Below are 23,447 nucleotides of genomic sequence, written 5' to 3' on the forward strand. Positions count from 1 at the left end.
TTCTAATATTCTGCCAATTACGATTAAAGTCTATTCTTACTTTGCTAAAATTTTCTTTTTTGTTTGTTCATTTGCATAAATTTCTAATTCATCGTTTAATAAATTATTAGTAAGTTCAACCCCTTTGTTCTGCAACATATTTTTAATGAAATAATCAGTTATTTTAGGATTTTTGGGCAGTAATGGACCATGAAGGTTAGTGCCAATTAAATTATTATATAATAGCCCCTCTTTGTTATCCTCACCGTTATTTCCATATCCTTTAATTACAGTTCCAAAAGGTAATAGTTTATCATCTTCAAAAAATGTTTTTCCTGCATGATTTTCAAACCCCACTACCGCAACTATTTCGTTGTTAATTTTACTTTCAATTAAAATATCACCAGTTAACCTCTTTTTCTGTTCAAGTGTATATATATTAAAAAACTTTAATCCATTTACTTCAGTTCCATCAAGATTTTTATAAGAGTTGCCTAGTAATTGGTATGCACCACATATAAATAAAGCTGGCAAACCTCTATCAATTTCTTTAAGGAGGTTGTCTGCTTTTTTGATTAGTTCAAGATATACCAAATTTTGTTCTCTATTAGAACCACTACCCATAAAAATCATATCTATGTTAGCCAAATCAACATCATCACTTAAGTATATATTTTTAATATTACATTTAAATCCATACCATTCTATTCGTTTCTTAAGGGAGATAATATTACCCCTATCCCCATAAAGATTCATTAAATCTGGATATAGATGAGCAATAGTCAATTCAACCACTAGACTTCCTCCCTTTGATATTGTTTTTCATCAATTTTACTTTTGCCTGTTGATTGTTCTTGCATTTTAATTAATATATCTCTTACCTCAAATAAAGCTGTATACGTACAAATAATATAAACTTTTTTCAAACTAGAGTTAATAGCAAGATTAACTGCATTCGAAAGATCTGCTTCAATTGTTATTTTGTTTTCACTGCAGCCTGAATACTTAAACCTAACAGCTATATCACCACTTCTTTTTCCAGTACAAACTATATGAGTTGGAGCATTATTGTTCTCAAAAATTCCCTCTACATTAGCGTCCCATATCCAAGATACATCTGTACCATCTGCAGAGTTATCATTTAAAGCAAAAAATATTGTTTTGGAGTCATAATCTTGTGTTATTGAAAAAAGAGCTTGATTAAACCCTGCAGAATTTTTAACTAAAACTAAAACAACATCCTTCTCATTTATTTCAAAACTCTCCATTCTACCTGCTTGGGGTTTGTATTTATTTATTGCACTCACAATGTAGTCTATCTCTATGCCTAGTAATTTTGTTAATGATACAGCTGCTAATATATTATAAGCATTATAAAAACCTTGAAAGTTTGTTTTAAATTGAGTTCCATTAACCTTAAGTTCTATATTTGGTGCAAGCTTAAAATCATGTACAGTAAAGTTTCTTTCTGCATTTTTATTTTTACATTTAGGACACTTATATTTTCCTAGTTGCTCATAATGAAATCTATGATAAATTAGTTCCTGACCACAAATAATACAGTGCCTTCCTTCCCTAATATCAACACTTTCTTTGGTATCATAAATTGTATTGTCAAATCCAAAAAACCATGTAGATAAACTTGGTTCTCTTTCGAAGCTTGTAGCTAAAGGATCATCGGAATTTAACACAAGGTCTATGGGCTTATCATCAACTGCATCTTTTATTAGGGTTATAATTTTATCTAACTCACCAAATCTGTCTGACTGATCCCTGAAGAAATTTGTTATAAGTATAAGGCCAGGAGTAATTTCATTTAAAAGTAGTGGAACATTTGCTTCATCAGTTTCTAATACAGCGTATTCAAATTCACGATAACCTAATATATCTATATCCTTTATAAATGCTGTAGTTATACCTGTTATTAAATTTGCACCAGCAGTATTGTGCACAAAACTAATATTTTTTTCTTTTAAAATTGATGCTACTAAATTACTTGTAGTTGTTTTACCATTAGTTCCAGTTATAATAACTATCTCATCAGTTATGTTTTCGCTTAAATCTGTTAATATTTCAGGATATATCCTCCTAGCAATTTTTCCAGGGAAATCTGTTCCTTGATTACCTAAAATTTTACTTAAGCGGATTAATATTTTTCCTGTAATTATAGCTAATGTTTTACGAATACCTTTCATAGTAAACCTCTATTCTTTTTTTTTCTAGTAAGATTAGCACAACTAAGCTAAAACATGCAAAAATAAAGACCTGTTTTAGATTATATCAGGTCTTTAATTAAAAACTAATTTATTTTTTTATATATTAATTAAAGTAGAATAGAAATTTTATTCTACTTTAAGATCCTAACCAAGAACCTACATCAATTAATCTACGTTGACGCTTGAGTTTTTTGGATACTAGTTCTATATACAAATCCTCAAGTTTACGAGCCATGTTTTGTGATGATAAAGCATCTGCTTTTAAAATTGCATTATTTTTCATTTGATCATATAACTCTTTATTATTTAAAATTGAGCAAACCGCCTGCGAAAAATCATTTTTTTCATTTTTAGTAAGATAACCATTGATATTATGATCTACCATATCTTGAACTCCATATGCACTTACCGCTACTACAGGTAATCCAGCAGCCATAGCTTCAATTAATACTAAGCCCTGTGTTTCCGTTACGGATGCAAATACAAACAAATCAGCTGAATTATATACATTTAATAATGTATCAAAAGGTAATGCACCGGTAAAAACAACATCATGTTCTAATGATAAACCTAAATCTAAGGTTAATTTTTTAAGTTCATTTTCTAATGGACCTTGGGCTGTAATCACTAGGGTAGTATTTGGTTTTGTATTTTTAATTTGTGCAAATGATTCAATTAGAAATTCTAAATTTTTCTCTTTAGCTAAACGACCAACAAATAAAAGTATCTTATTTTTTTCAGGAATATTATAATGTTTATATAACCAATCTTTATCATTAACATTTTTAAACTTATTTATTGGAACCCCAGTTGGAATAACTGAAATAGGACTTTTCACTTCATACCCCTCTAAAACATCTTTAAGTTCATTAGATGGTGCAATAATGTGATCACATTGATTACAAAAACGACTACTATATTTTATAGCAACCTCTCTAGCAAGTTCTTGCGCTAAAGGAACATAATGTACATACTGTTCGTATAAAGTATGATATGTAAACAATATGGGAAGATGGTATTTACGAGCATAACGCAATCCAACCCTTCCCATTGTAAAAGGTGAGTGAACATGAATTATGTCTAAATCAAGTTTCTTTACTAACATATTTAGTCCCGGTAATACAGGAATAGCTAAGGTATAGTCCGAATTAGTAGGTGAAGGTAATGAATAAAACCTATACACATTTTCTTCAGTATCCTCATGATTAGGGTAACTAGGTGCAAAAATATAGATTTCATGACCAAGCCTAGCCAATTCCTCTTTAAATGTAGATATTGACGTAACTACACCACTAGTATATGGTTTATAGCTATCGGTGAATATCCCGACTTTCATGCGGGCATCCTCCTTTAAAATAATTTAATTAGAATTTATAACCTTTTGTTTTTAAGTACAACAAACACCTAACCACTTATAATTTGTGTGTTAATTATTTGGTATAATCTGCTTTTTCTAGAGGCTTCTAACTCAATAAATCACAGTTTTATTTAGCTTATTCTTCATAAAATTCATATCCTGATATCTGAAATGTCTCACCTCTATCACTCATTGCGCCAGATTGCGTAATGTCTTCTTCAGCAGGTCTAGTAAATTTATCTTGAGTCTTATATGCACAATTAATGCAAAGTGTAGTATTTACTGCTCGCTCTAATCTTCTTTGTTCAATTTGATGTCCACAAAGTTCACATACTCCATAATTTCCACTATTAGCTCTAGCAAGTGCATCATCTACCTTTTCCAACTCAATCTCAAGCATTTCTAACAACCCACTATCTTTTTCTCTTTCAAATAACTCTGTTGCCATATCTGCTGTATGTTGATCATAGATAGATAATTCATTAGTGTTTTCGGACACAGGTATCATTAAGTCTTCATGTTTTTGTTTTATTAATTGTTCAAGTTGTTGCTTTTTATTTAATAAATTAGTTTTGTAGTCCATTAAAACACCCCTTTATAATATTAGTGCCTTAAGTTTGCATTTGTTGTTGTACAATTTGTACTAATTCTGCTATAAAATCGCCTATTAACGGCATATTTAATACAACTAACTTTTGCAAAAAATATACAAACAAAGCTGCAAGTATAGTAAATCCTATGGCCATTCCAAAACCTCGAGCTAACCCTAATAAAAAGTTAATATAAATAAGTCTAGTTGGGTTTTCTAACATATGAACGTACTCTGCTAATCGCATTTTCTCCATTGACTCAGATAGCTCTTGAACTTTATCATAAAGTTTGTTTATAACTTCACCTTGGAATTGAGAGTTATCTGATTTTTCTGAACCGCGTTTCATATGTTCCCTCCCTAATTGTTACTTAGTATACCTAAATAAGTATTTATCAATACCATTTCTTTTAACAACCATTTTTTTGGTAATTAAATATTAATACATACTACACATTTAAAAGTTGATTTTTCATTTATACTTAGCTGTGATCATTCACCACACAGAATCAAAGTTTTATTTAATTATTTAAAGCTTGAATAGGAGCAGGAATTCTGCCTTGACGATTAATAAATTTTTCAGGTGAAAAATCATTAAGCTTTATAATAGGTGCTCTACCTAATAAGCCCCCAAATTCAACCCAATCACCAACATTTTTCCCAGGTGCGGGTATTATTCTTACTGCAGTAGTTTTCCTATTTATCATGCCTATAGCTGCTTCATCTGCTATAATTGCACTAATTGTATGGGCAGGCGTATCTCCTGGAATAGCTATCATATCTAAGCCAACTGAACATACACAAGTCATTGCCTCTAATTTATCGATAGTTAATGAGCCTTGTAAAACTGCATCTATCATTCCTGCATCTTCACTTACAGGTATAAAAGCTCCTGATAAACCACCAACATATGAAGAAGCCATTGCTCCACCTTTTTTAACAGCATCATTTAATAATGCTAAAGCAGCAGTTGAACCATGAGTTCCTACTTTTCCTAATCCCATAGCTTCTAAAATATCAGCAACACTATCTCCTATTGCAGGAGTTGGAGCAAGAGAAAGGTCAACTATGCCAAATGGTACTCCTAATCTTTCGGATGCCACACGACCAACAAGTTCACCTGTTCGCGTTATTTTAAAAGCAGTATTTTTTATTATATTTGCTAAACCACCTAAATCTAATTCTGGGTGTTTCTTAACAGCATTTAAAACCACACCTGGTCCACTTATGCCAATATTAATTGTAGATTCAGGTTCTCCTGGACCATGAAATGCTCCCGCCATAAAAGGGTTATCTTCAACTGCATTACAAAACACCACAAGCTTTGCGCATCCTAACCCATCTCGGTCACCAGTTTGTTCTGCCGTTTCTTTTATAATTTTCCCCATACGATAAACCGCATCCATATTAATTCCCGACTTGGTATTACCAATATTTATAGATGAACATACTCTTTCTCCTTCATCAAGTATTTGAGGTATAGCATCAATCAGAGCTAAATCTCCATTAGTAAAACCTTTATGTACTAGTGCTGAAAATCCACCTATAAAATTAACTCCAACCTCTTGTGCTGCTTTATCTAATGCAAAACCTAGTTTTAACATATCATCTTTATTAAAGCCATTCCCTATAAGGGCTACTGGTGTAACTGAAATTCTCTTATTAATAATGGGTATTCCATATTCTTTTTCTATATTATCTCCTACTTTTACCAAATCATTAGCTTGACGTACTATTTTTTCATATATTTGTTTTGCAGTCTTTTCCCCTGTTTCCCTGCGGCTATCTTGTATATTTATTCCCATTGTAATAGTTCTTATATCTAGGTTTTCCGTAGATATCATATTTACTGTTTCTAAAATTTCATCTTTTGTTATTGAAAACGTTGCAAATGACATATTTCTTAAACCTCCTTAAACAAACAAAAGGGAGACACCATCTCCCTTTACTAAGCTAACAATTATTTAAATTCTGTGCATAAATTTAAAGACATCCTCATGTTGTACAGTAATTTCTAAATTCATTTCTTTACCTTTCTCTCTTAAAATATTCCGAAGCTCAGCTACGTCTATTTTACTATTAGATACATCAACTACCATTACCATAGTAAAAAAACCTTGAAGTATAGTTTGACTTATATCTAATATATTAATTTGATTATCAGCTAAAACAGTAGATATTTTAGCGATAATACCTACTTTATCATGACCTAAAACACTAATAATAAGTTTATTGCCCTCTTGCACTTTACTCCCCCTAAACTTAAAGTTGTTCTATAACGGTTGAACATCTATTACATAATGTAGGATGTTCATTATTTTCACCTACTGTAACACTAATAATCCAACAACGCTCACATTTTTCACCTTCTGCTGGTTTTACAGATACCCATAATCCTGATACATCCTCTAATGCTACAGAATTGTCAGGGCGGTTTTCAGCTATATCTAATTCAGCTCTCGATGTAATAAGTATCTTTTCTAAATTATTTATCTGTGAAAGAATATTATACCACTCATTATCTGCATATATACCAACCCAAGCCCCTAATGAATGACCAATAACTTTTTTATTTCTAGCTTCTTCTAAAGCCTTAGTAACAACTTCTCTAGCATCAAATACTTTGTCCATAGTATTTTCTAATTCATTATTTATATAACCATCATTTGCTTCCGGCCAATCTAACAATAATATACTCTCCACATCATTTTCTTTACGCAGATATCTCCAAATTTCTTCTGTTGTAAAAGCTAATATTGGTGTTAGTAGAATAACTAAGTTTGTTATTAGCTCATGCAATACTGTTTGAGCTGCTCTTCTCTCAGGATCATTAGGATGTGAACAGTATAACTTATCTTTTAATACATCAAAATATAGGTTACTTAAGTCGATTGTACAAAAGTTATGTACTGAATGAAATACAACATGGAACTCATAGTTGTCAAACGCTTTAGTTACTCTTCTATTCAATTTATCCATTTTTAACAATGCCCATTTATCTAAATCAGTTAACTGTTCATAGGGCACTTTATCATTGTTAGGATCGAAGTCAGATATATTTCCTAAAATAAATCTACAGGTATTTCTAATTTTACGATAAGCTTCTGCACATTGTTTAATAATATTTTTTGATACTGCAACATCACTTCTATAATCAGCTGAAGCAACCCATAATCTTAAAATATCCGCTCCCATTTGGTCGATCATTTTCAATGGATCTATAACATTTCCTAAGGATTTAGACATTTTGCGTCCTTTTTCATCTACAACAAAACCATGAGTTAAAACACTTCTATATGGAGCAGTTCCTTTAACAGCTACAGCAGTTGATAAGGACGAGTTAAACCAGCCTCTATGTTGGTCACTTCCCTCTAAATAAAGATCAGCAGGCCAGCTTAAGCCTTCAGTTGTTTCTAATACAGCCATATGACTTGAACCTGAATCAAACCATACATCCATAATATCTGTTTCCTTGCGGAAATTGTTATTACCACAGTCACATTTTAAATTTGTAGGCACAAGATCATTGGCATTTTTTTCAAACCATATATCAGAACCGTGTTTAGCAAATAAATCACTAATATGAGCTATAGTATCATTATTAACTATACTTTCACCACAGTCATTACAATAAAATATAGGAATAGGTACACCCCAAGTACGTTGTCTAGAAATACACCAATCACCACGGTCTCTAACCATATTATATATACGCTCTCTACCCCATGCTGGTATCCATTGCACTGAATCAATAGCGTTTAATGCATTCTCTCTAAAACCATCAATTGAAGCAAACCATTGTTCTGTAGCTCTGAAAATAATAGGATGTTTACATCTCCAGCAGAAAGGATATTGATGTTTCATATTCGATTTATTTACAAGCATATTTAGATCTTCTAGTTCGCTTATTATCTTTGCATTAGCATCTTGAACGTATAAGCCAGCAAATTGATAAGCCTCATCCGTAAATAATCCACCATTATCAACCGGAGAAATAACTGGCAAGTCATATTTTTGTCCAACAAAAAAATCATCTTCACCATGACCAGGTGCTGTATGAACACATCCAGTACCTGCATCTAGATTAACATGGTCACCTAAAATCACTAATGAATCTCTATTGAATATAGGATGTTTACAAACTACTAGTTCTAACAATTCACCCTTTAGCTCTGAAATTATTTCTACATTGCTCCACTCAAATTCCTCAACTAATCTTTCTAAAAGTCCTTTAGCAAATACATATTTTTCATCATTAACATTACATACTACATAATCTAATTCAGGATTAACACTTATTCCAGTATTTGCTGGTATCGTCCAAGGAGTAGTTGTCCAAATTAAAATATAAGAATCAGAAGGAATTACCTCCTTACCATCAGTAACAGGGAACTTCACAAAAATAGACGGTGAAACCTTGTCATTATATTCTACTTCTGCTTCAGCTAAAGCTGTTTCACAATCACCACACCAATATACTGGTTTTAATCCTTTGTAAATATAACCTTGACTAGCCATTTCACCAAAAACTTTGACTTGGACAGATTCAAATTCAGGATTAAGTGTAATATAAGGGTTATCCCAATCCCCAATAACACCTAAACGTTTAAACTGATCTTTTTGTATATCAACATACTTTAATGCATAATCTTTGCAATGTTGTCTAAATTCAACTACATCCGTTTTATTTCTATCTAACCCCATATTTTTAATAGCTTGTTGTTCAATTGGTAAACCATGCGTATCCCAGCCGGGAACATATGGAGCATTATACCCATTTAAAGAGCGTTGTCTTACAATAATATCCTTTAAAACTTTATTTAGCGTATGACCTAAATGTATATCACCATTAGCATATGGAGGACCATCATGCAAAATAAATGTAGGTTTTGCTTCATTTTTTTGTTGTAGTTTTTCATATATTTTGTTATTTTCCCAGAATTCTGTTGTTTCCGGCTCCCGTGTAGGAAGATTAGCTCTCATAGGAAAATCAGTTTTAGGAAGATTTAATGTTGAATCATATTTACCCTTTGCCATTTGATAAAACCACCTCACCAATTTTTATTTATAATTAACAAAAACCTTTCATCCAAAGGGACGAAAGGTATGTTCCGCGGTACCACCCTAATAGCATATAGATGCCACTTTATTGCTTTTAACGCAAGCAAACGTTCTAACCTACTATAATTCAGCTATGAAAGCTCACAGGTGATTTTCGTACAAAATAACAATGTCTGGCTCGCACCAACTCCAGACTCTCTGTGATTGCTAAAATTGTCTACTCTCCTGATCTTAGCCCTTAAAAATATTAAATATTGTAAAATCGTTATTATTTTAGCATATTGGTAAAATCAAAACAACAATATCTATTTATCTTTTAAATATTTATTGTATATTATTACCATATTAGAGCTTTTTATAAATATTATATTATTTTACTACATAAATTGTTCAAAACACAGTTTAAACAATCAGGGTTTTTCGCTTTACAAACTTTACGTCCATGATGTATAAGTAAATGATGAATTTTTGTCCAGTTTTCTCTTGGAAATATGTGCTTTAACATTAGTTCGGTTTTTTCTGGGTTTTTTTCTTTGACTAGCCCTAAACGATTAGAAACTCTTTGAACATGAGTATCTACACCTAATGCAGGATAATTAAATCCAACTGATAATAATACATTAGCAGTCTTTCGTCCAACCCCTGGTAGTTTGATTAGTTCATTAAAATCATTAGGAATATTGCCATTATATTTATCTCGTAAAATAATCGCAAGGTGTTTAATGTTTTTTGCCTTATTTTTATATATTCCTACACCTTTTATAAGGTTTTCTAACTCGTTAATGTTTGCGTTAGCAAAGTCATCAACTCCCTTAAACCTTTTAAAAAGTCTTTTTGTAACACGATTTACTTGAAAATCTGTACTTTGAGCTGATAAGACTATGGATATTAATAATTCAAAAAGATTGGAATATTCAAGTTCTGTACCAGCTAAAGGGTACTCATTTTCTAAAGTATTCATAATTTCTATCGAATTTTTCATAACTCACCTAAAATAATTATAAGATTATTAAATTTATGTTTTTGGCAAAAACTATATATTGATTGCACAAAATGGGTTATATTGTACAAAGTAATAGTAAAAACTTGAAATTAAAAATTGATTCTGCTGCAAAAAGTAATTACAAAAAACTTAAGGCTGAGCTAACTTAAGTCCTTAAGTAGCAAGGATGTTTGCTCAGCCGATTCCATAGTCTAAATTTAGTTTTTTGCAGTTAAATCAATAATTTGTTTTAAAAATTAATTAGTTTTCTACTAATGTAGCCTTTTCAAGTTTTTCTAAAACATCTTTAATATCTTTGGCATAAAAAAAGTTTGATAATTCTTCAACTTTTTTTTCATTTTTCTCTAACAACTCTAATTGACCATTAACCTGCGATTTTAATTCAGCATTAAATAAGTTTAACCTTTTTATAATTTCTTGGTATATCATAAGAGTTTCTGCAATTTTTCTTTTTGAATTTTCTAAAATTAAATCTGCTTCCTTTTGAGCATTATTTTTAACTTCTTCAGCAGTTTGTTGTGCTAAGACCAGACTATTATTCATTGTTTCCTCTATTTTGCGATATTTTTCTATTTCATATTCTACTCGCTGCATTTCTTCTCTTAATTTTACATTTTCACTATATAAGGCTTCATAATCTTGTGCTAATTGGTATAGAAAGTTTTTAACTTCATCCTCTTTATAACCTCTTACAGCTTTACTAAACTGTTGGTTTCTAATCTCCATTGCTGTTATCATTTTATAAGACCCCCCATACAGAAAAGTTATTTATTTATAGCCGGTAAATCAGTTAATCCTTGTGGGAACATTTGTAACAATTTTAGGTAATTTTCCTGCTGGTTCCATTTTTCTAATTGAATATCCTTAAGAGCATCTTTATAAATGTTAACAACATCTAAAAGAAAACCTTCTTCATACAATTGACCGTCTATTCTAATTGAAGAAACTCCCATAGTTGCTAATTTAGGAAGGTAATTAAAAATTGTATATTCATAAGGATAAACCAAATAATTTCTGCATCTATAATCAGTTATTATCTTATAATCTTGATTATATTCGTCACTTAAAGAAATATTTGCATCTTTACAATGGTTATTACAAGTATATTGGTCTTCTGTGATCAATGATTTTGATAAACAATAATCGGTTACCATGGCATACAATGGTCCATGAGCTAATATTTCTAAGTCTACCCCATTAGTTATCATGTTATTTAAGCTTTCAAATCCTATTTCTAATGATGCTGTTATTTTTTCAAAACCATTCTTTTTTAAAAAATGTTCCGATTGTGAATTAGCTACATTGAGAAAATATCCACTCCAAAATGGTATCCTAAAATCCCTAAAAAGCTTAATAACACCTAAATCATTTACTATCAAACCTTTTAATTTTTCTAAATTAGATATAGTTGTTAATTTCTTTACTACATTAAGATCTTCTTCGGTAATTATAAATGGTGTTTCAAGTAATACATTTTTATTTGTTTCTTGAGCCATCTCTAATGCATATTCAATCTCAGATAATGTCCAATTGTCAGTTTGTCTAATTTTATCCGTATTAATTATAATATTGTCTATATCAGTATTTAAAAGATTTTTAAAAGTAGATAAATTACCGATTTTAACAGTTAATTCAGGCACCTGTTTAACATTTTTAATGTTATAATCACTGTAATTATGCTGATTTAGCCTACTTAAATGCATTGGTTTTGAAGGAAAAAACGGCTCTCTTTCGCCAGTTAACCCTATGGAATTACTGTCAGGTCTAGAAAATAAGTTGCCAGTTGTAAAATTTCTAATTCTATTTTCAAGCAATGATTTATTATAATCTTCTAAACTAATATCTATATTGTTTAAAGATTTATCTATAGCCGTTCTGTATGTACTTACTAAATGAGAAATATAACCAGCATCCCTCATGCGACCTTCTATCTTAAATGAAAAGACTCCAGCTTCTATTAGTTCTTTAATATAAGGAAATAAACATAAATCATTGTGTGCTAAGTGATATTTTAATTCATAGTCTGTACCTTTCATCTTAAACGGCCATCGACAAGGTTTACAGCATCTACCTCTATTGCCACTTTCACCTGTAACATAACTGCTAATATAGCATTTACCTGCATGAGAAATACACATATCTCCATGCACGAAATATTCGATACCTAATTTAGTATTTTTTGTTATAGCTTTTATCTCTTCAAGATTTACATTTTTAGAAAGAATAACTCTACTTACATCGTATTCTTCCAATAAATTTACGGCTTTTGAGTTGGCAACTCCCATTTGAACACTAGCATGTACAGGAATAGTTAATCCTAACTCTTTGTGCAAATTTAATATACCTAAATCCTGTATGATAATAGCATCTACATTTATATCTTCCAAAAAATACAAATATGACTTTAAATCCTCTAACTCATTATCGTTATAAAGATTATTAATAGTTATGTAAATATTTTTATTTACTGAATTAAGATATGATTTTGCTTTTATTAGCTCCTCATCACTAAAATTAAAATCAGGTTTTAGCATTCTCATATTAAAACGCTTCCCACCAACATATACAGCATCAGCACCTGCGTTTATGATATCCTGTAGCATTTCAAATTTTCCACAAGGAGCAAGCAATTCTATGTCGTTATTTATCATTTAAAACCCCTTTAAAAATGTATCCTAGATAATATATCCAATACTAACATTCTGACTAGTTGTACAGCTAAAATTGCAATTATTGGCGAAAAATCAATGCCACCAGCAGTAGGCATTAATCTTCTAAAAGGCTTCATTATAGGTTCTGTTACATCATATATAAATCTAATAATTGGTTGATATGGATTATGGTTTACAAACGATAAAATAGCTCGAGCTATAATTAACCAAATAAGTAAGTTAAAAGCAATATCAACTAATGCTATAATTTGACCCAAAAAAATTCCTCCCTATTATTTACTTTTTACCTAATTCTATTGATCTATTATGAGCTTGTTCAATAGCATCAAAAAAGGCTTTTCTTATACCATTTTCTTCTAATTGTCGTACCCCAGCAACTGTAGTACCGCCAGGAGACATTACCTGCTGTCTTAACTCTGCTGGATGAAGTTCAGTTTGTTCAATCATTGCAATACTTCCTTTAAAAGTATTCAATACAAGTTCTCTAGCTAGCGAACTATCTAACCCCACGTTTATTGCAGCATTTATCATTGATTCTATGACCAGATATACATAAGCAGGACCACTACCTGAAACAGCAGTAATACTATCCATATATTTTTCATCAATTGAAATGCAAAAGCCTAAATTATCAAAAATACCTCTTACCATATCTATGTGATAATCATCTACATATGTACCAGGTGAAATTGCTGCTACTCCTTGCATTAGTAATGATGGAGTATTAGGCATTACTCTCAACACAGGTATATTTTCAGTAAGATTTTCTTCTAATTTAGAAACACTTATTCCCGCAGCAACAGATACTATAACCTGATTATCATTAAAAAAAGTATTCAGAGAAATAATTACATCCTGTATCTGTGTAGGTTTAACAGCTAAGAATATAATTTCAGCTTGTTCAGCAACTTCTTTATTAGTAGATGATATAGCACCAAAGTCTTCTACAAAATTATTAATTTTTTCCTTATCTATATCACTTACATATAAGTCATATTTATTATCCATATTAGACGTTATACCTTTTAAAATAGCATAAGCCATTTTGCCACAGCCGATAACTCCTATCTTTTTATTCACTATTTTTCACCTCAAATACTCTAGTATTAATTTTATGCTTTTGCATTAGTGATCGATGATCTGTTGCAATTTCAAAATTACTTGGTGTGAAAATAAAAATACTTTTACCAACTTGTTGGCTTTTGCCTTCTACTGAATAAGTAGCACCACTAATAAAATCAATAATTCGCTGCGATACTTCTGGTGCAGTTTTTTCAAAATTGATAATTACTTGTTTACGGTTTTTGATATGATCAGCCAAAACCTGCACTTCATCAAAACTTTCTGGCTCACATACTATAACCTTCATAGTTTTATTGGTATGTATACTAACTATATTGTTATTATTTCGGTTTTCCTCTTCATCAGTTGGAAATTCAAGAATTTCTTCTTCAACTTCATTTTGTACTCCAATCATATTCCAGAACTTATCAATAACTGTCATATGCCTTTCCTCCTTTATATATACAAATTACAACTCAAACAAAGCGCTTCCGACTCGAATAATATTAGCTCCTTCTTCAATCGCTATTTGATAATCTTGCGTCATTCCCATAGAAAGATATTTTAAGTCTACGTTAGGAAAAGATTGATTTTTTAATTTTTCTCTTAATTGGTATAATTCACTAAAAATAGGTCTTGTTCCTTCTGGATTTTCCATTATTGGAGCCATTGTCATTAAGCCATTAATTTTCAAATTCGAAAGCTGACTTATTGATTCTAAAAAGTGTTTGGCATCATCAATTTTTATACCTGCTTTTTGTTCTTCTTCAGCTACATTTATCTGAAGTAATACTGATACGTCAACTTCTAATAATTTTGCTCGTTTATTTAATTCCTCAGCTAGATTCCACCTATCTAAAGAATGAATCAGAGTTACATTGCCTACAACATCTTTTACTTTATTGGTTTGCAATCGACCAATCATGTGCCAGTTTGCGTTTTCAATTTTATTAATCTTTTTTTTAAACTCTTGAACTCTATTTTCACCGAGATTTTTTATGCCTAAATCATATACTAATTTAGCAATTTCAATATCTACTGATTTAGTTACAGCAACAAGAGTTATATCTTCATAATGCCTGCCACTTTTCAATGCAGCTTTAGCTATATTATTTTGTATTATATTTAAATTATTTTGAATTTTATCTAATTTTTCCATAATATCACCTATTTTTTTATACGTAAATATACATTAGGGTTTGTTATATACATATCATTAGTTCTTAAACCATCAACAACCAAAACATTGTCATTTTTCTGTATTATTTCTACAGGTACAAAACGAGTCCTTTCACCTCGAATGCAATATAAGCCAATTTCTCCGTTTTTTTCAATTAATGCATTATTTGGAATAATATACCCTGTATACTGATTATAAACTAATTCTACATCAAAATATCTTTTATTTACTAAATTTTCAAAAAAACCAGACATTTTTAATAACATAAATGCATTAGAACCTTTATGTATTTCTTCAACAACTGCTATACCATAATCTATATCATCATGTATAACTCTAATCCTACTACCTTTATCAAGTGTATCAATTTTAGATTCTGGAATCTTGATTAAAATTTTATGTGGTTTTAAATTATTAACTATCTTAAAAACTGGATCATTTTTATAATAAATATTTGCAAAATTATCTTCCATGTTAACATTATGATCAAAAATTTTTTGGCTAACTGAGCGTATATCTACTGAACTAAAAAAACATTCTAATCCATCTGTATTTTTTGTGAAAATTCCGGTTACAGAGGCATCTAAAGGTGTTCTGCTTCCATTTTTAATAAAATACCCTAATTTAGTATTAGCCCTAACCCTAGTAAAATCTTTAACAGTATTCTCTAACTTACCATTAGTAGGAGCATAATAAACATTTTCTTCTTGGATAATTACTCCAGTTGTAAAAATATGATCTTGCACTGTTCCTTGGGTAGCAATATCGAAATTAATAAACTTTTTCGTTACCGCTTGAACAATATAATTTCCAGATTTATAGAAAACAAATAAAATACCAAAAAACAACAAAAACACTAAACATATTTTAATAACTATATAATATTTTTGCTTCTTAAAAGCACGTTCATTTCTAACTGGCAAATAGTATCTCCTCCCACTCCATAATCATTAAACAGCTACAATACTAAAGCCAAATGTAGAACCTTTACCTATTTCGCTTTCTACAAACACCTCTCCTCCATGTGCCTCAACTATATGTTTAACTATAGCTAACCCTAGCCCCGTTCCTCCATCTCCATTACTTCTAGAACGTGCTTTATTAACACGATAAAAACGCTCAAAAATTCTTGGAATGCTTTCTGAAGGTATACCCATTCCTGAATCTGTAACTTTGGTTATTATTCTACTATTCTTCGGAAAACTTCTAATAATTACTTTTCCACCATTGTAAGTATATTTAATTGCATTATCTATTAAATTAATTAATACCTGACCTAATAGGTCTTCATCAGCATGAATTAAAGGAAGATTGTTAGGATAAATGTACTCTATATGTAAATTTTTTTCACTTATTTGCGGACCTAGTATATTCAAAACATTACGTATAGATCTTCCAATACATACTGGCATTTGTTTTACAATTCTTTGCTGGGACTCTATAGCTGATAAAGTAAGAAGCTCATCAATAAGTCTATTTAAGCGATTAGTCTCTGCATCTATTATGTTTAAAAACTTTCTAAGTAACACTTTATCTTGAACTTCTCCATCTAATAAAGTCTCTACAAACCCCTTAATAGATGTTAATGGGGTTCTTAACTCATGCGAAACGTTAGCAACAAAGTCAGATCGCATCTGCTCAAATTTTCTTTTACTTGTAACATCTCTAAAAATTGCTGTCACTTCAGTAATTTCATTTAGTTCATTTCTTAATGGAGTCATATGAACTCTAAACACTCTAAAATCTGGTTGAATTGTTGTTTCTATAAAAGATTCCCGACCATTAACAAGAACCTCGTTTAATAGATTATTTATAGGTAGATTAGTGCTAAATTCCCATAAGTTCTTTCCGACTAACTTGTCCCAATTAATTAAAAATATATTGCTTGCAGCTTTATTAGTTAGTAATACCTTACCTTTATTGTCAAATACCATAACTCCTTCTTCAATATTAATAAGAATTGACTGCAACCTTTTTTTTGTATTTAATTCCATATATCTAATACCACCTTAACAATTATCCGCAAAACGATACCCAACTCCTCTAACTGTTTCAATATATATAGGTTTATTAGAATCATCTCTTAGTTTTTGTCTCAAGTGTCTAATGTGGACATCTACAGTCCTTGTATCACCTGAAAACTCATAACCCCATACTTTTTCTAGTAAAATTTCACGAGTATATACTTTACCTTGATTTGTTGATAAAAGTTTTAATAAATCGAATTCTTTAGGTGTAAGATCTAGTTTTGTTTCTCCTTTAAATACTTCATATTTATCCGGTATTATTATTATATCTTTATATACAAACACTTTATCTCCCGACGCTTGTTTTAGTTCTAAAATTTTTAATGCTCTCAATCTAGCCTTTACTCTAGCAACTAGTTCTCTAGGACTAAAGGGTTTTCTAATATAATCATCTGCTCCAATCTCTAGCCCTAAAACCATATCAAATTCTTCTCCCCTAGCTGTGAGCATTATTATCGGTATTGAGCTAAACTCATTATTACTTTTAAGTGTTCGACATACTTCCAAACCATCCATTACTGGTAACATAATATCTAAAATAATTAAATTAGGAAATCTTTCCTCAACTAGTTTAATAGCTGTCTCACCATCATAAGCAGTAATAACTTTAAAACCTTCTTTTTCTAAATTAAATTTAACTAATTCAAGAATATATTCTTCGTCATCTACAATAAGTATTTTGGTATCCGGCAAAATATCACCTCAATTACTTAATCCAATTAATGCTGTCATTCTTCCAGTACTTCCTCTATCTCTTCTATAAGAAAAGAATAAATCTGAATTACAAAAGCTACATAAGCTAGAACAAATAATATTTTTTGATAACACTCCATATTTCTCTAACATAATACGTACAGTACTATGTAAATCCCATTTATAACCATTATTATCCTTCAATAGAATTATATCACTAATTTCATTATACTTTTCACTTACTTTTTCAACCAAATCTTTTTGAATTTCAAAACAACACCGAGCAATACCGGGACCTATATAAACTTTAATATCCTGTCTGTGACAATTAAAGTTTTTTTCCATTGCATATACAGTCTCAACTGCAATATTACCCATTGTTCCTTTCCATCCACTATGAGCTAATCCAACTGCACGATTTTGGGGATCATAGAAAAAAACAGGAACACAATCAGCATAATAAGTTAGTAAATATAAATTAGGAGTATTGCAAATCATACCATCATAACCAAGCAAAGAACTTTCATCACTATATGCGCCTAACCCCTTGTGTTTATCAGTAACACGAATTATTTTATTACCATGCACCTGTTCACATGAAACAGTTGAAGATAATTCAATATCAAAATATGATAAAAACTTTCTACGATTATTAATCACCTGATCTTTATTATCTCCTACATGTAAGCCTAAATTAAGTGAAGTATATTGATGTGAGCTATAACCTCCTACTCTAGTAGAAAAAGCTATAACAAGATCTTCACTCAACCAATCATCAATACTTAAGTACTTTATATCACCCTTGTTTTTTAGTTTTTCTTGCTGCATTTGTCCATCCCTTCTTTTTATTTTAAAATTATATTATGTTATCTATAATTTAAAAATTAGTTTTGATTCTACTGCAAAAACCTTATTATCGAAGTAAACATTGAATAATTATAAAAGCTCTTGTATGAATACTATTCTACGCAGTAGAATCAATTTTGAATTTTAAATTTTTAATTCTTAATTAATGATGAAAAGCAAAGCTTTTCTATATATTATATAATATCAATAATAAAGGGAAACTTTGTTTCCCAACCTCAATTAAAAATTAAGAATTGAGAATTAAGAATTGATTCCACTACCAAAACATATTTGCAAAGCAAACGATGAATAATTATAAATAGTTTTGCATAAAGGTTGCTTTCTGCAGTGGAATCAATTTTATCATTAAAGACTATGTATTCCTTTTTTTTAGGGGGAAATTATGTTAACTATAAGCCAAATAGCAAAAAAATTAAATATTACTAACAGACAGGTCCATGACTTAATCAATTATGGTTATTTAACAGTATCAAAAACTAATCACTACCCGAATAAAGGTATAAAATATTTATTTTCAGAATATGAAGTTAATAATCTTGATGTACACTCTTCATTAGCAGAAATTTATGAAAAAAGTAAAAAAAAGAGTATAGGTAATAGGCCAATATGTGACTTTAAAAAAGTTTCACGGACTGTAAATTATTATGAAAATTATTTAGAAAAAATTGCATATTATCCTGAACATGAAGCAAAATTGCTAAAAATTTGTTTTTATTTATTTCATTTAAATCATTATGCAAAAACATTAACAGATTTAAGCTCTAAACTCTATAAACTAAAAAATAAAGTCTTAAATAAAATTTATAATGATAATAAAAATATAATAAAGACCAGTTATCTAATTGGTCCAGATAAAAAGAAAATATGGTTATGCGAAGATTGTAAAGATAATGCACGTACAGCTAATATTACATATACTAAATATATGCAAAAAGAACTTTATTGTACTAAGTGCTTTATTCAGGCAGTAGAAAAAGAATATTACTCCTTAATTGAATTCGTTATACAAATAGATAAATATAAATACGTATTTCATTTACCTAAATCATCTGCACAAAAATGGGTTGCAATTGAAGACCTTCCTAAAAAAAATAGAAATATGGGTAGATATTCAGATAGAATGTATTATTACGGTCGTTCAATAAGTAGAGTTGAAGAAAAGGTTTTCCCTGTTAAGATGATTATTGAAGAATTAAATGATTATCTTAATGATTAACTATTTTTTTAATTGCTCTATTGTTTTAATAAAGCTATTTAAATCAGTAAACTGTCTATAAACTGAAGCAAAGCGTATATAGGCCACTTCATCTAAAATATTAAGCTTGTCCATAACTTTTTCGCCGATAATTAAACTGCTAACTTCGCGTTCATATCTATCTCGTAGGTCCCCTTCTAGTTCTGCAACTAATTTTTCTATCTTTTCCATACTAACAGGTCTTTTTTCACAAGCCTTAGTCACACCATTTAATAGCTTTTCCCTATTAAATTGTTCCCTAATCCCATTCTTTTTTATTACTAAAAAAGGACGCTCTTCAACTCTTTCGTAGGTGGTAAACCTTCTTCTACAATAAACACATTCTCTTCTTCTTCGTATTGAGATTCCTTCTTCACCTGATCTAGAATCAATGACTCTGTTTTCCATTTCTTTACAATACGGGCATTTCACCTAATACCACCTTCTAAATAGTTTTAATTATGCCCTTATTATGACTAATGAAACATTATAATTCAATACTAATAACTCTTAATAAAGATCATCATCGTCAGGTAATCTATTATCTCTATACCGATCTATCTCATTATAGACAGGTACTTCTACTAAAATAACATCTCTTCCTATCCTAATTATTTTATCCCAAGGAACAACAACTTCCTCTCTTTTAGAAAAAATACTAAACCCTCGCATTCTTCCAGGTAGTATAAATGCTAAAATCCTGCCGTTTTCTAAATCCAATTCTATATCAATAATATTTCCTAGTTTCTTTCCATCTAATATATTTATTATTTCTCGATTACGAATATCAGATATTTTCACCACACAAATCCCCCCCTACTAACTGTGGTATATTAATTACACTAAAATTAAAATATACTCATCTACTTATAATTTATGAGAAATTGTTAAAAATGTTTCTGTTTCTTTTAAAAAAATATTTCAACAAAAATATATAATATTTTAAGCAATCTAAAGATTAAATTTATTTTTTAACCATATTCTCCAATATTAAATGTTCAATGTAGTATATTAGGGAAATATATATTCAAGTTTATAGTTATTTTTAACGATATAATCAAAGATTAAATATAATTAAGGGCTGGACTCTAACGAGGAGCCCAATCGATACTGAACGATTGAAGTATCGAAAAGCTAATGTTAAGGAGGACAAATACATATGATGAGGGCTCTTTATACTGCTAGTACAGGTATGCATGCACAGCAGTTAAACGTAGACACACTTGCACACAATATGTCTAATGTAAACACTACTGCATATAAAAAACAAAGGGTTGAATTTCAAGATCTTTTGTACCAAACAATTCGTAGGCCAGCTGCTGGATTTGATGTAAATGAACCAGTTGGACTTGATGTAGGTCTTGGTGTAAAACCTGCTGCAACCCATACCCTATTTACCCAAGGGAATTTTCAAGCAACAGACAATCCACTCGATATTGCAATCAACGGTAATGCTTTTTTTCAAGTAGAAGTACCTGGTTATGATGAGCCATTATATACTAGAGATGGTGCACTCAAAATTGATGCCGAAGGCCAATTAGTTACTTCCGCAGGACACTATTTATTAGGAGTAGATTTTATTGAAGAAGAGGCTTACGATATAACTATTGAAAGTGATGGTACCGTTAGTTATATGATACCAGACGATGATCAACCAATAGAAGCAGGACAAATAGAATTAGCTAAATTTATAAATCCATCTGGTTTAGATAAACTTGGAGAAAACTTATATCAAGAAACAATAAATTCGGGTGAAGCTATATTATGGGATCCACTAGATGATTCAACAGTTAGTTTACAATCTGGTTATTTAGAAGCATCCAATGTTCAAATTGTTGAAGAAATGGTAAATATGATAACTGCTCAAAGAGCATATGAAATTAACTCAAAAGTAATACAATCTTCTGATGAAATGTTACAAACTGCTTCTAATTTAAGGAGATAATAGAAAATGAAAATTAATTCTAGTTTAATAAATACAAAAATAAATAATATTCAAAGTGACTCACAAAGCAAAAATACAAAATCTGAATTTAAAAAACTATTAAATACTGAAATAGAAAAAGATAATAAAAAGGAATTATATAAAGCTTGTCAAGATTTAGAAAGTGTTTTTGTAAATAAAATGTTTGATTCAATGCGTGCAACTATTCCTAGAACGGATTTAATGGGAAATAGTTTTGGACTCGATGTTTTTGAATCAATGCTTTATGAAGAATATTCTAAGAAAATAAGCAAGCAGGGCTCAATAGGAATTGCAGATATACTATATAAACAATTAAGTGGTAAAATATAATATATAAAAAAGGGTCAGGCATGATTAATACAAGCCTGCCCCTTTTATTAATCACTCCTTCACAACTTCTTCAATAATACTTAAACTAGAAAACACGGAACTAGATTTCACTTTTACATAAGGTTCATCTTCACTAAACCCCGGGGTTTTGTATGTATAATCACCTAAATTTAGATTTGTATTATCAGGTATGTTAACCCCAGCAAAGGCTGAGCTTATTTCCATTTTCATTGGTATTTGAGGATTAATCTTTATTAAACCATCTGAAAATACTGTATTTATTTCCACCTCTACAATTTCTTCATTTATAGTTACATTAGTTAAATCAATGTTCCCCTTAGAAAAAATAATGTTATACTCTAATTTGCTAGGCTGTTTATCAGTCACTTCAATATTTTCAGTTCTAAATAAAACCAAATTCTCTTCTTTGATTTGGAACCCACCAATAAATATAATCACACCAACATAAATAAAAATCAATGCTACTATAGTTCTAAATATCGGTATATTAATATTTGTGAAATATTTCAATAAAAATATAACACCAATTAAAATAAAAAATATTCCTAAAAAATACTCATTAGTAATCCTCACTTAACTCCTCCTTAATATATAATAAAAGCCTTCTTCAATATTATTATATATTAAAAAAAAATATATAAACATCTAAAATAATTAAAAAGGAAAACGCGCGGAAGAAGGAAAAGGAGAATGAGAATGAGAAGGAAGCACGGGGACGGTTCTTTTGCTTCCTAAAAAGGAAGCAAAAGAACCGTCCCCGTGCTTCCTTCCTCTTCCTTCTGTCTCCATAAAACTCCATAAAAGGTCAGAAAATAAATAAAACCTGGCGACGACCTACTCTCCCACAGCTTGAGCTGCAGTACCATCGGCGCTGGAGGACTTAACTACCGTGTTCGGGATGGGAACGGGTGTGGCCCCTCCGCCATTATCACCAGGAAATCTCATTTCGTTATTTAATTTTGAATTCTCAATTTTTAATTTTTAATTATGGTTAGGAAACGTAGTTTCCTTTTTATATATAGGCAAATTTGTTTGCCTTCCTTAATTAAGAATTAAAAATTAAAAATTAATAATTAGCCTCGCTAGAGGCGTTAAAGTTCTTTGAAAACTGCAATACATGATAGGTTGTTCTTAATTTTTAGGTCAAGCCCTCGATCTATTAGTATCGGTCAGCTTAATGCATTGCTACA

At 30.2% G+C, this 23,447-nt stretch carries 25 protein-coding genes, 2 rRNA genes and 1 other annotated feature (1 of these 28 running past the window's edge); of the genes, 3 read left to right on the plus strand and 24 right to left on the minus strand.

The window, feature by feature from the left end; all coding sequences use genetic code 11:
- Positions 1 to 36: 36 nt before the first annotated feature.
- The 19 genes from SYNTR_RS05315 to pgeF form a co-directional block, all read right to left on the minus strand.
- Positions 37 to 774, minus strand: a complete 738-nt coding sequence (locus tag SYNTR_RS05315; RefSeq protein WP_197079206.1) for a type 1 glutamine amidotransferase — start codon at positions 772 to 774, stop codon at positions 37 to 39.
- Entirely contained in the window at positions 774 to 2,174 is a 1,401-nt protein-coding gene (locus SYNTR_RS05320) for a MurT ligase domain-containing protein (protein WP_156203554.1), read from the minus strand. The genes SYNTR_RS05315 and SYNTR_RS05320 overlap by 1 nt, the downstream gene beginning before the upstream one ends.
- 157 nt (positions 2,175 to 2,331) lie before the next feature.
- On the minus strand, positions 2,332 to 3,531 hold the full coding sequence (locus SYNTR_RS05325) for a glycosyltransferase family 4 protein (RefSeq protein ID WP_156203555.1): 1,200 nt from the start codon (positions 3,529 to 3,531) through the stop codon (positions 2,332 to 2,334).
- A gap of 157 nt (positions 3,532 to 3,688) precedes the next feature.
- A complete protein-coding gene (locus tag SYNTR_RS05330; RefSeq protein WP_156203556.1) occupies positions 3,689 to 4,135 on the minus strand; it encodes a TraR/DksA C4-type zinc finger protein in 447 nt (148 codons plus the stop codon).
- Positions 4,136 to 4,163: 28 nt separating this feature from the next.
- Complete coding sequence (locus SYNTR_RS05335) at positions 4,164 to 4,490, minus strand: DUF5665 domain-containing protein (protein WP_156203557.1); 327 nt, start codon at positions 4,488 to 4,490, stop codon at positions 4,164 to 4,166.
- 172 nt (positions 4,491 to 4,662) lie between these two features.
- A complete protein-coding gene (locus SYNTR_RS05340) occupies positions 4,663 to 6,039 on the minus strand; it encodes a PFL family protein (protein WP_156203558.1) in 1,377 nt (458 codons plus the stop codon).
- Between the two features lie 66 nt (positions 6,040 to 6,105).
- The gene (locus SYNTR_RS05345) at positions 6,106 to 6,387 is read right to left on the minus strand and encodes an ACT domain-containing protein (protein ID WP_156203559.1); all 282 of its coding nucleotides are present in this window, start codon (positions 6,385 to 6,387) and stop codon (positions 6,106 to 6,108) included.
- Between the two features lie 16 nt (positions 6,388 to 6,403).
- Complete coding sequence (ileS, locus tag SYNTR_RS05350; protein WP_156203560.1) at positions 6,404 to 9,178, minus strand: isoleucine--tRNA ligase; 2,775 nt, start codon at positions 9,176 to 9,178, stop codon at positions 6,404 to 6,406.
- Positions 9,179 to 9,231: 53 nt separating this feature from the next.
- Positions 9,232 to 9,444, minus strand: a binding site (T-box leader).
- 122 nt (positions 9,445 to 9,566) lie between these two features.
- Positions 9,567 to 10,163, minus strand: coding sequence for an endonuclease III (gene nth, locus SYNTR_RS05355; protein WP_243140242.1), 597 nt, complete (start codon positions 10,161 to 10,163; stop codon positions 9,567 to 9,569).
- Positions 10,164 to 10,445: 282 nt separating this feature from the next.
- Complete coding sequence (locus SYNTR_RS05360; protein ID WP_156203562.1) at positions 10,446 to 10,943, minus strand: DivIVA domain-containing protein; 498 nt, start codon at positions 10,941 to 10,943, stop codon at positions 10,446 to 10,448.
- 26 nt (positions 10,944 to 10,969) lie between these two features.
- On the minus strand, positions 10,970 to 12,856 hold the full coding sequence (locus SYNTR_RS05365; protein WP_156203563.1) for a peptidase U32 family protein: 1,887 nt from the start codon (positions 12,854 to 12,856) through the stop codon (positions 10,970 to 10,972).
- 11 nt (positions 12,857 to 12,867) lie between these two features.
- Positions 12,868 to 13,134 (minus strand): YggT family protein, encoded by a 267-nt coding sequence (locus SYNTR_RS05370; RefSeq protein WP_320411459.1) that lies wholly within the window; start codon positions 13,132 to 13,134, stop codon positions 12,868 to 12,870.
- Positions 13,135 to 13,153: 19 nt separating this feature from the next.
- Positions 13,154 to 13,957: a pyrroline-5-carboxylate reductase gene (gene proC / locus SYNTR_RS05375; protein ID WP_156203565.1), complete on the minus strand. Its 804-nt coding sequence runs from the start codon at positions 13,955 to 13,957 to the stop codon at positions 13,154 to 13,156.
- Positions 13,950 to 14,381, minus strand: a complete 432-nt coding sequence (locus tag SYNTR_RS05380) for a cell division protein SepF (protein ID WP_156203566.1) — start codon at positions 14,379 to 14,381, stop codon at positions 13,950 to 13,952. The genes proC and SYNTR_RS05380 overlap by 8 nt, the downstream gene beginning before the upstream one ends.
- 27 nt (positions 14,382 to 14,408) lie before the next feature.
- The gene (locus SYNTR_RS05385) at positions 14,409 to 15,098 is read right to left on the minus strand and encodes a YggS family pyridoxal phosphate-dependent enzyme (protein WP_156203567.1); all 690 of its coding nucleotides are present in this window, start codon (positions 15,096 to 15,098) and stop codon (positions 14,409 to 14,411) included.
- An 8-nt stretch (positions 15,099 to 15,106) separates the two neighbouring features.
- The gene (locus tag SYNTR_RS05390) at positions 15,107 to 16,042 is read right to left on the minus strand and encodes a biotin/lipoyl attachment domain-containing protein (protein ID WP_156203568.1); all 936 of its coding nucleotides are present in this window, start codon (positions 16,040 to 16,042) and stop codon (positions 15,107 to 15,109) included.
- Between the two features lie 27 nt (positions 16,043 to 16,069).
- A complete protein-coding gene (locus SYNTR_RS05395; RefSeq protein ID WP_156203569.1) occupies positions 16,070 to 17,113 on the minus strand; it encodes a sensor histidine kinase in 1,044 nt (347 codons plus the stop codon).
- Positions 17,114 to 17,128: 15 nt separating this feature from the next.
- Positions 17,129 to 17,839 (minus strand): response regulator, encoded by a 711-nt coding sequence (locus SYNTR_RS05400; RefSeq protein WP_156203570.1) that lies wholly within the window; start codon positions 17,837 to 17,839, stop codon positions 17,129 to 17,131.
- A gap of 9 nt (positions 17,840 to 17,848) precedes the next feature.
- The gene (pgeF, locus tag SYNTR_RS05405) at positions 17,849 to 18,667 is read right to left on the minus strand and encodes a peptidoglycan editing factor PgeF (protein WP_156203571.1); all 819 of its coding nucleotides are present in this window, start codon (positions 18,665 to 18,667) and stop codon (positions 17,849 to 17,851) included.
- Positions 18,668 to 19,088: 421 nt separating this feature from the next.
- Between pgeF and SYNTR_RS05410 the strand changes: the two genes are divergently transcribed.
- Complete coding sequence (locus SYNTR_RS05410) at positions 19,089 to 19,922, plus strand: hypothetical protein (protein WP_156203572.1); 834 nt, start codon at positions 19,089 to 19,091, stop codon at positions 19,920 to 19,922.
- Here SYNTR_RS05410 and nrdR read toward each other — a convergent pair whose 3' ends face one another.
- Both nrdR and SYNTR_RS05420 read right to left on the minus strand, forming a co-directional pair.
- Positions 19,923 to 20,372 carry a transcriptional regulator NrdR gene (gene nrdR, locus SYNTR_RS05415; RefSeq protein WP_156203573.1) on the minus strand — a complete coding sequence of 150 codons (450 nt, stop codon included), beginning with the start codon at positions 20,370 to 20,372 and terminating at the stop codon, positions 19,923 to 19,925.
- Between the two features lie 78 nt (positions 20,373 to 20,450).
- On the minus strand, positions 20,451 to 20,744 hold the full coding sequence (locus SYNTR_RS05420; protein ID WP_156203574.1) for a YlmC/YmxH family sporulation protein: 294 nt from the start codon (positions 20,742 to 20,744) through the stop codon (positions 20,451 to 20,453).
- Positions 20,745 to 21,099: 355 nt separating this feature from the next.
- On the opposite strand from SYNTR_RS05420, the gene flgG reads away from it, so the two are divergent.
- On the plus strand, positions 21,100 to 21,885 hold the full coding sequence (gene flgG / locus SYNTR_RS05425; protein ID WP_156203575.1) for a flagellar basal-body rod protein FlgG: 786 nt from the start codon (positions 21,100 to 21,102) through the stop codon (positions 21,883 to 21,885).
- Positions 21,886 to 21,891: 6 nt separating this feature from the next.
- Positions 21,892 to 22,236, plus strand: coding sequence for a rod-binding protein (locus tag SYNTR_RS05430; RefSeq protein ID WP_156203576.1), 345 nt, complete (start codon positions 21,892 to 21,894; stop codon positions 22,234 to 22,236).
- Positions 22,237 to 22,287: 51 nt separating this feature from the next.
- Here SYNTR_RS05430 and SYNTR_RS05435 read toward each other — a convergent pair whose 3' ends face one another.
- The 3 genes from SYNTR_RS05435 to SYNTR_RS05445 form a co-directional block, all read right to left on the minus strand.
- Positions 22,288 to 22,830 (minus strand): hypothetical protein, encoded by a 543-nt coding sequence (locus tag SYNTR_RS05435; RefSeq protein WP_156203577.1) that lies wholly within the window; start codon positions 22,828 to 22,830, stop codon positions 22,288 to 22,290.
- Between the two features lie 248 nt (positions 22,831 to 23,078).
- A 5S ribosomal RNA gene (rrf, locus tag SYNTR_RS05440) occupies positions 23,079 to 23,193 on the minus strand.
- Positions 23,194 to 23,396: 203 nt separating this feature from the next.
- A 23S ribosomal RNA gene (locus tag SYNTR_RS05445) occupies positions 23,397 to 23,447 on the minus strand (it continues 2,933 nt past the right edge of the window).

This window comes from Candidatus Syntrophocurvum alkaliphilum (assembly GCF_009734445.1).
GTDB lineage: Bacteria > Bacillota > Syntrophomonadia > Syntrophomonadales > Syntrophomonadaceae > Syntrophocurvum > Syntrophocurvum alkaliphilum.

Coding starts and splice junctions, on each gene's coding strand:
- SYNTR_RS05320 (WP_156203554.1), bottom strand. CDS start 2,174: ATGAAAGGTATTCGTAAAACATTAGCTATAATTACAGGAAAAATATTA.
- SYNTR_RS05325 (WP_156203555.1), bottom strand. CDS start 3,531: ATGAAAGTCGGGATATTCACCGATAGCTATAAACCATATACTAGTGGT.
- SYNTR_RS05330 (WP_156203556.1), bottom strand. CDS start 4,135: ATGGACTACAAAACTAATTTATTAAATAAAAAGCAACAACTTGAACAA.
- SYNTR_RS05335 (WP_156203557.1), bottom strand. CDS start 4,490: ATGAAACGCGGTTCAGAAAAATCAGATAACTCTCAATTCCAAGGTGAA.
- SYNTR_RS05340 (WP_156203558.1), bottom strand. CDS start 6,039: ATGTCATTTGCAACGTTTTCAATAACAAAAGATGAAATTTTAGAAACA.
- ileS (WP_156203560.1), bottom strand. CDS start 9,178: ATGGCAAAGGGTAAATATGATTCAACATTAAATCTTCCTAAAACTGAT.
- nth (WP_243140242.1), bottom strand. CDS start 10,163: ATGAATACTTTAGAAAATGAGTACCCTTTAGCTGGTACAGAACTTGAA.
- SYNTR_RS05360 (WP_156203562.1), bottom strand. CDS start 10,943: ATGATAACAGCAATGGAGATTAGAAACCAACAGTTTAGTAAAGCTGTA.
- SYNTR_RS05365 (WP_156203563.1), bottom strand. CDS start 12,856: ATGATAAATAACGACATAGAATTGCTTGCTCCTTGTGGAAAATTTGAA.
- SYNTR_RS05380 (WP_156203566.1), bottom strand. CDS start 14,381: ATGACAGTTATTGATAAGTTCTGGAATATGATTGGAGTACAAAATGAA.
- SYNTR_RS05385 (WP_156203567.1), bottom strand. CDS start 15,098: ATGGAAAAATTAGATAAAATTCAAAATAATTTAAATATAATACAAAAT.
- SYNTR_RS05395 (WP_156203569.1), bottom strand. CDS start 17,113: ATGGAATTAAATACAAAAAAAAGGTTGCAGTCAATTCTTATTAATATT.
- pgeF (WP_156203571.1), bottom strand. CDS start 18,667: ATGCAGCAAGAAAAACTAAAAAACAAGGGTGATATAAAGTACTTAAGT.
- SYNTR_RS05410 (WP_156203572.1), top strand. CDS start 19,089: ATGTTAACTATAAGCCAAATAGCAAAAAAATTAAATATTACTAACAGA.
- flgG (WP_156203575.1), top strand. CDS start 21,100: ATGATGAGGGCTCTTTATACTGCTAGTACAGGTATGCATGCACAGCAG.
- SYNTR_RS05430 (WP_156203576.1), top strand. CDS start 21,892: ATGAAAATTAATTCTAGTTTAATAAATACAAAAATAAATAATATTCAA.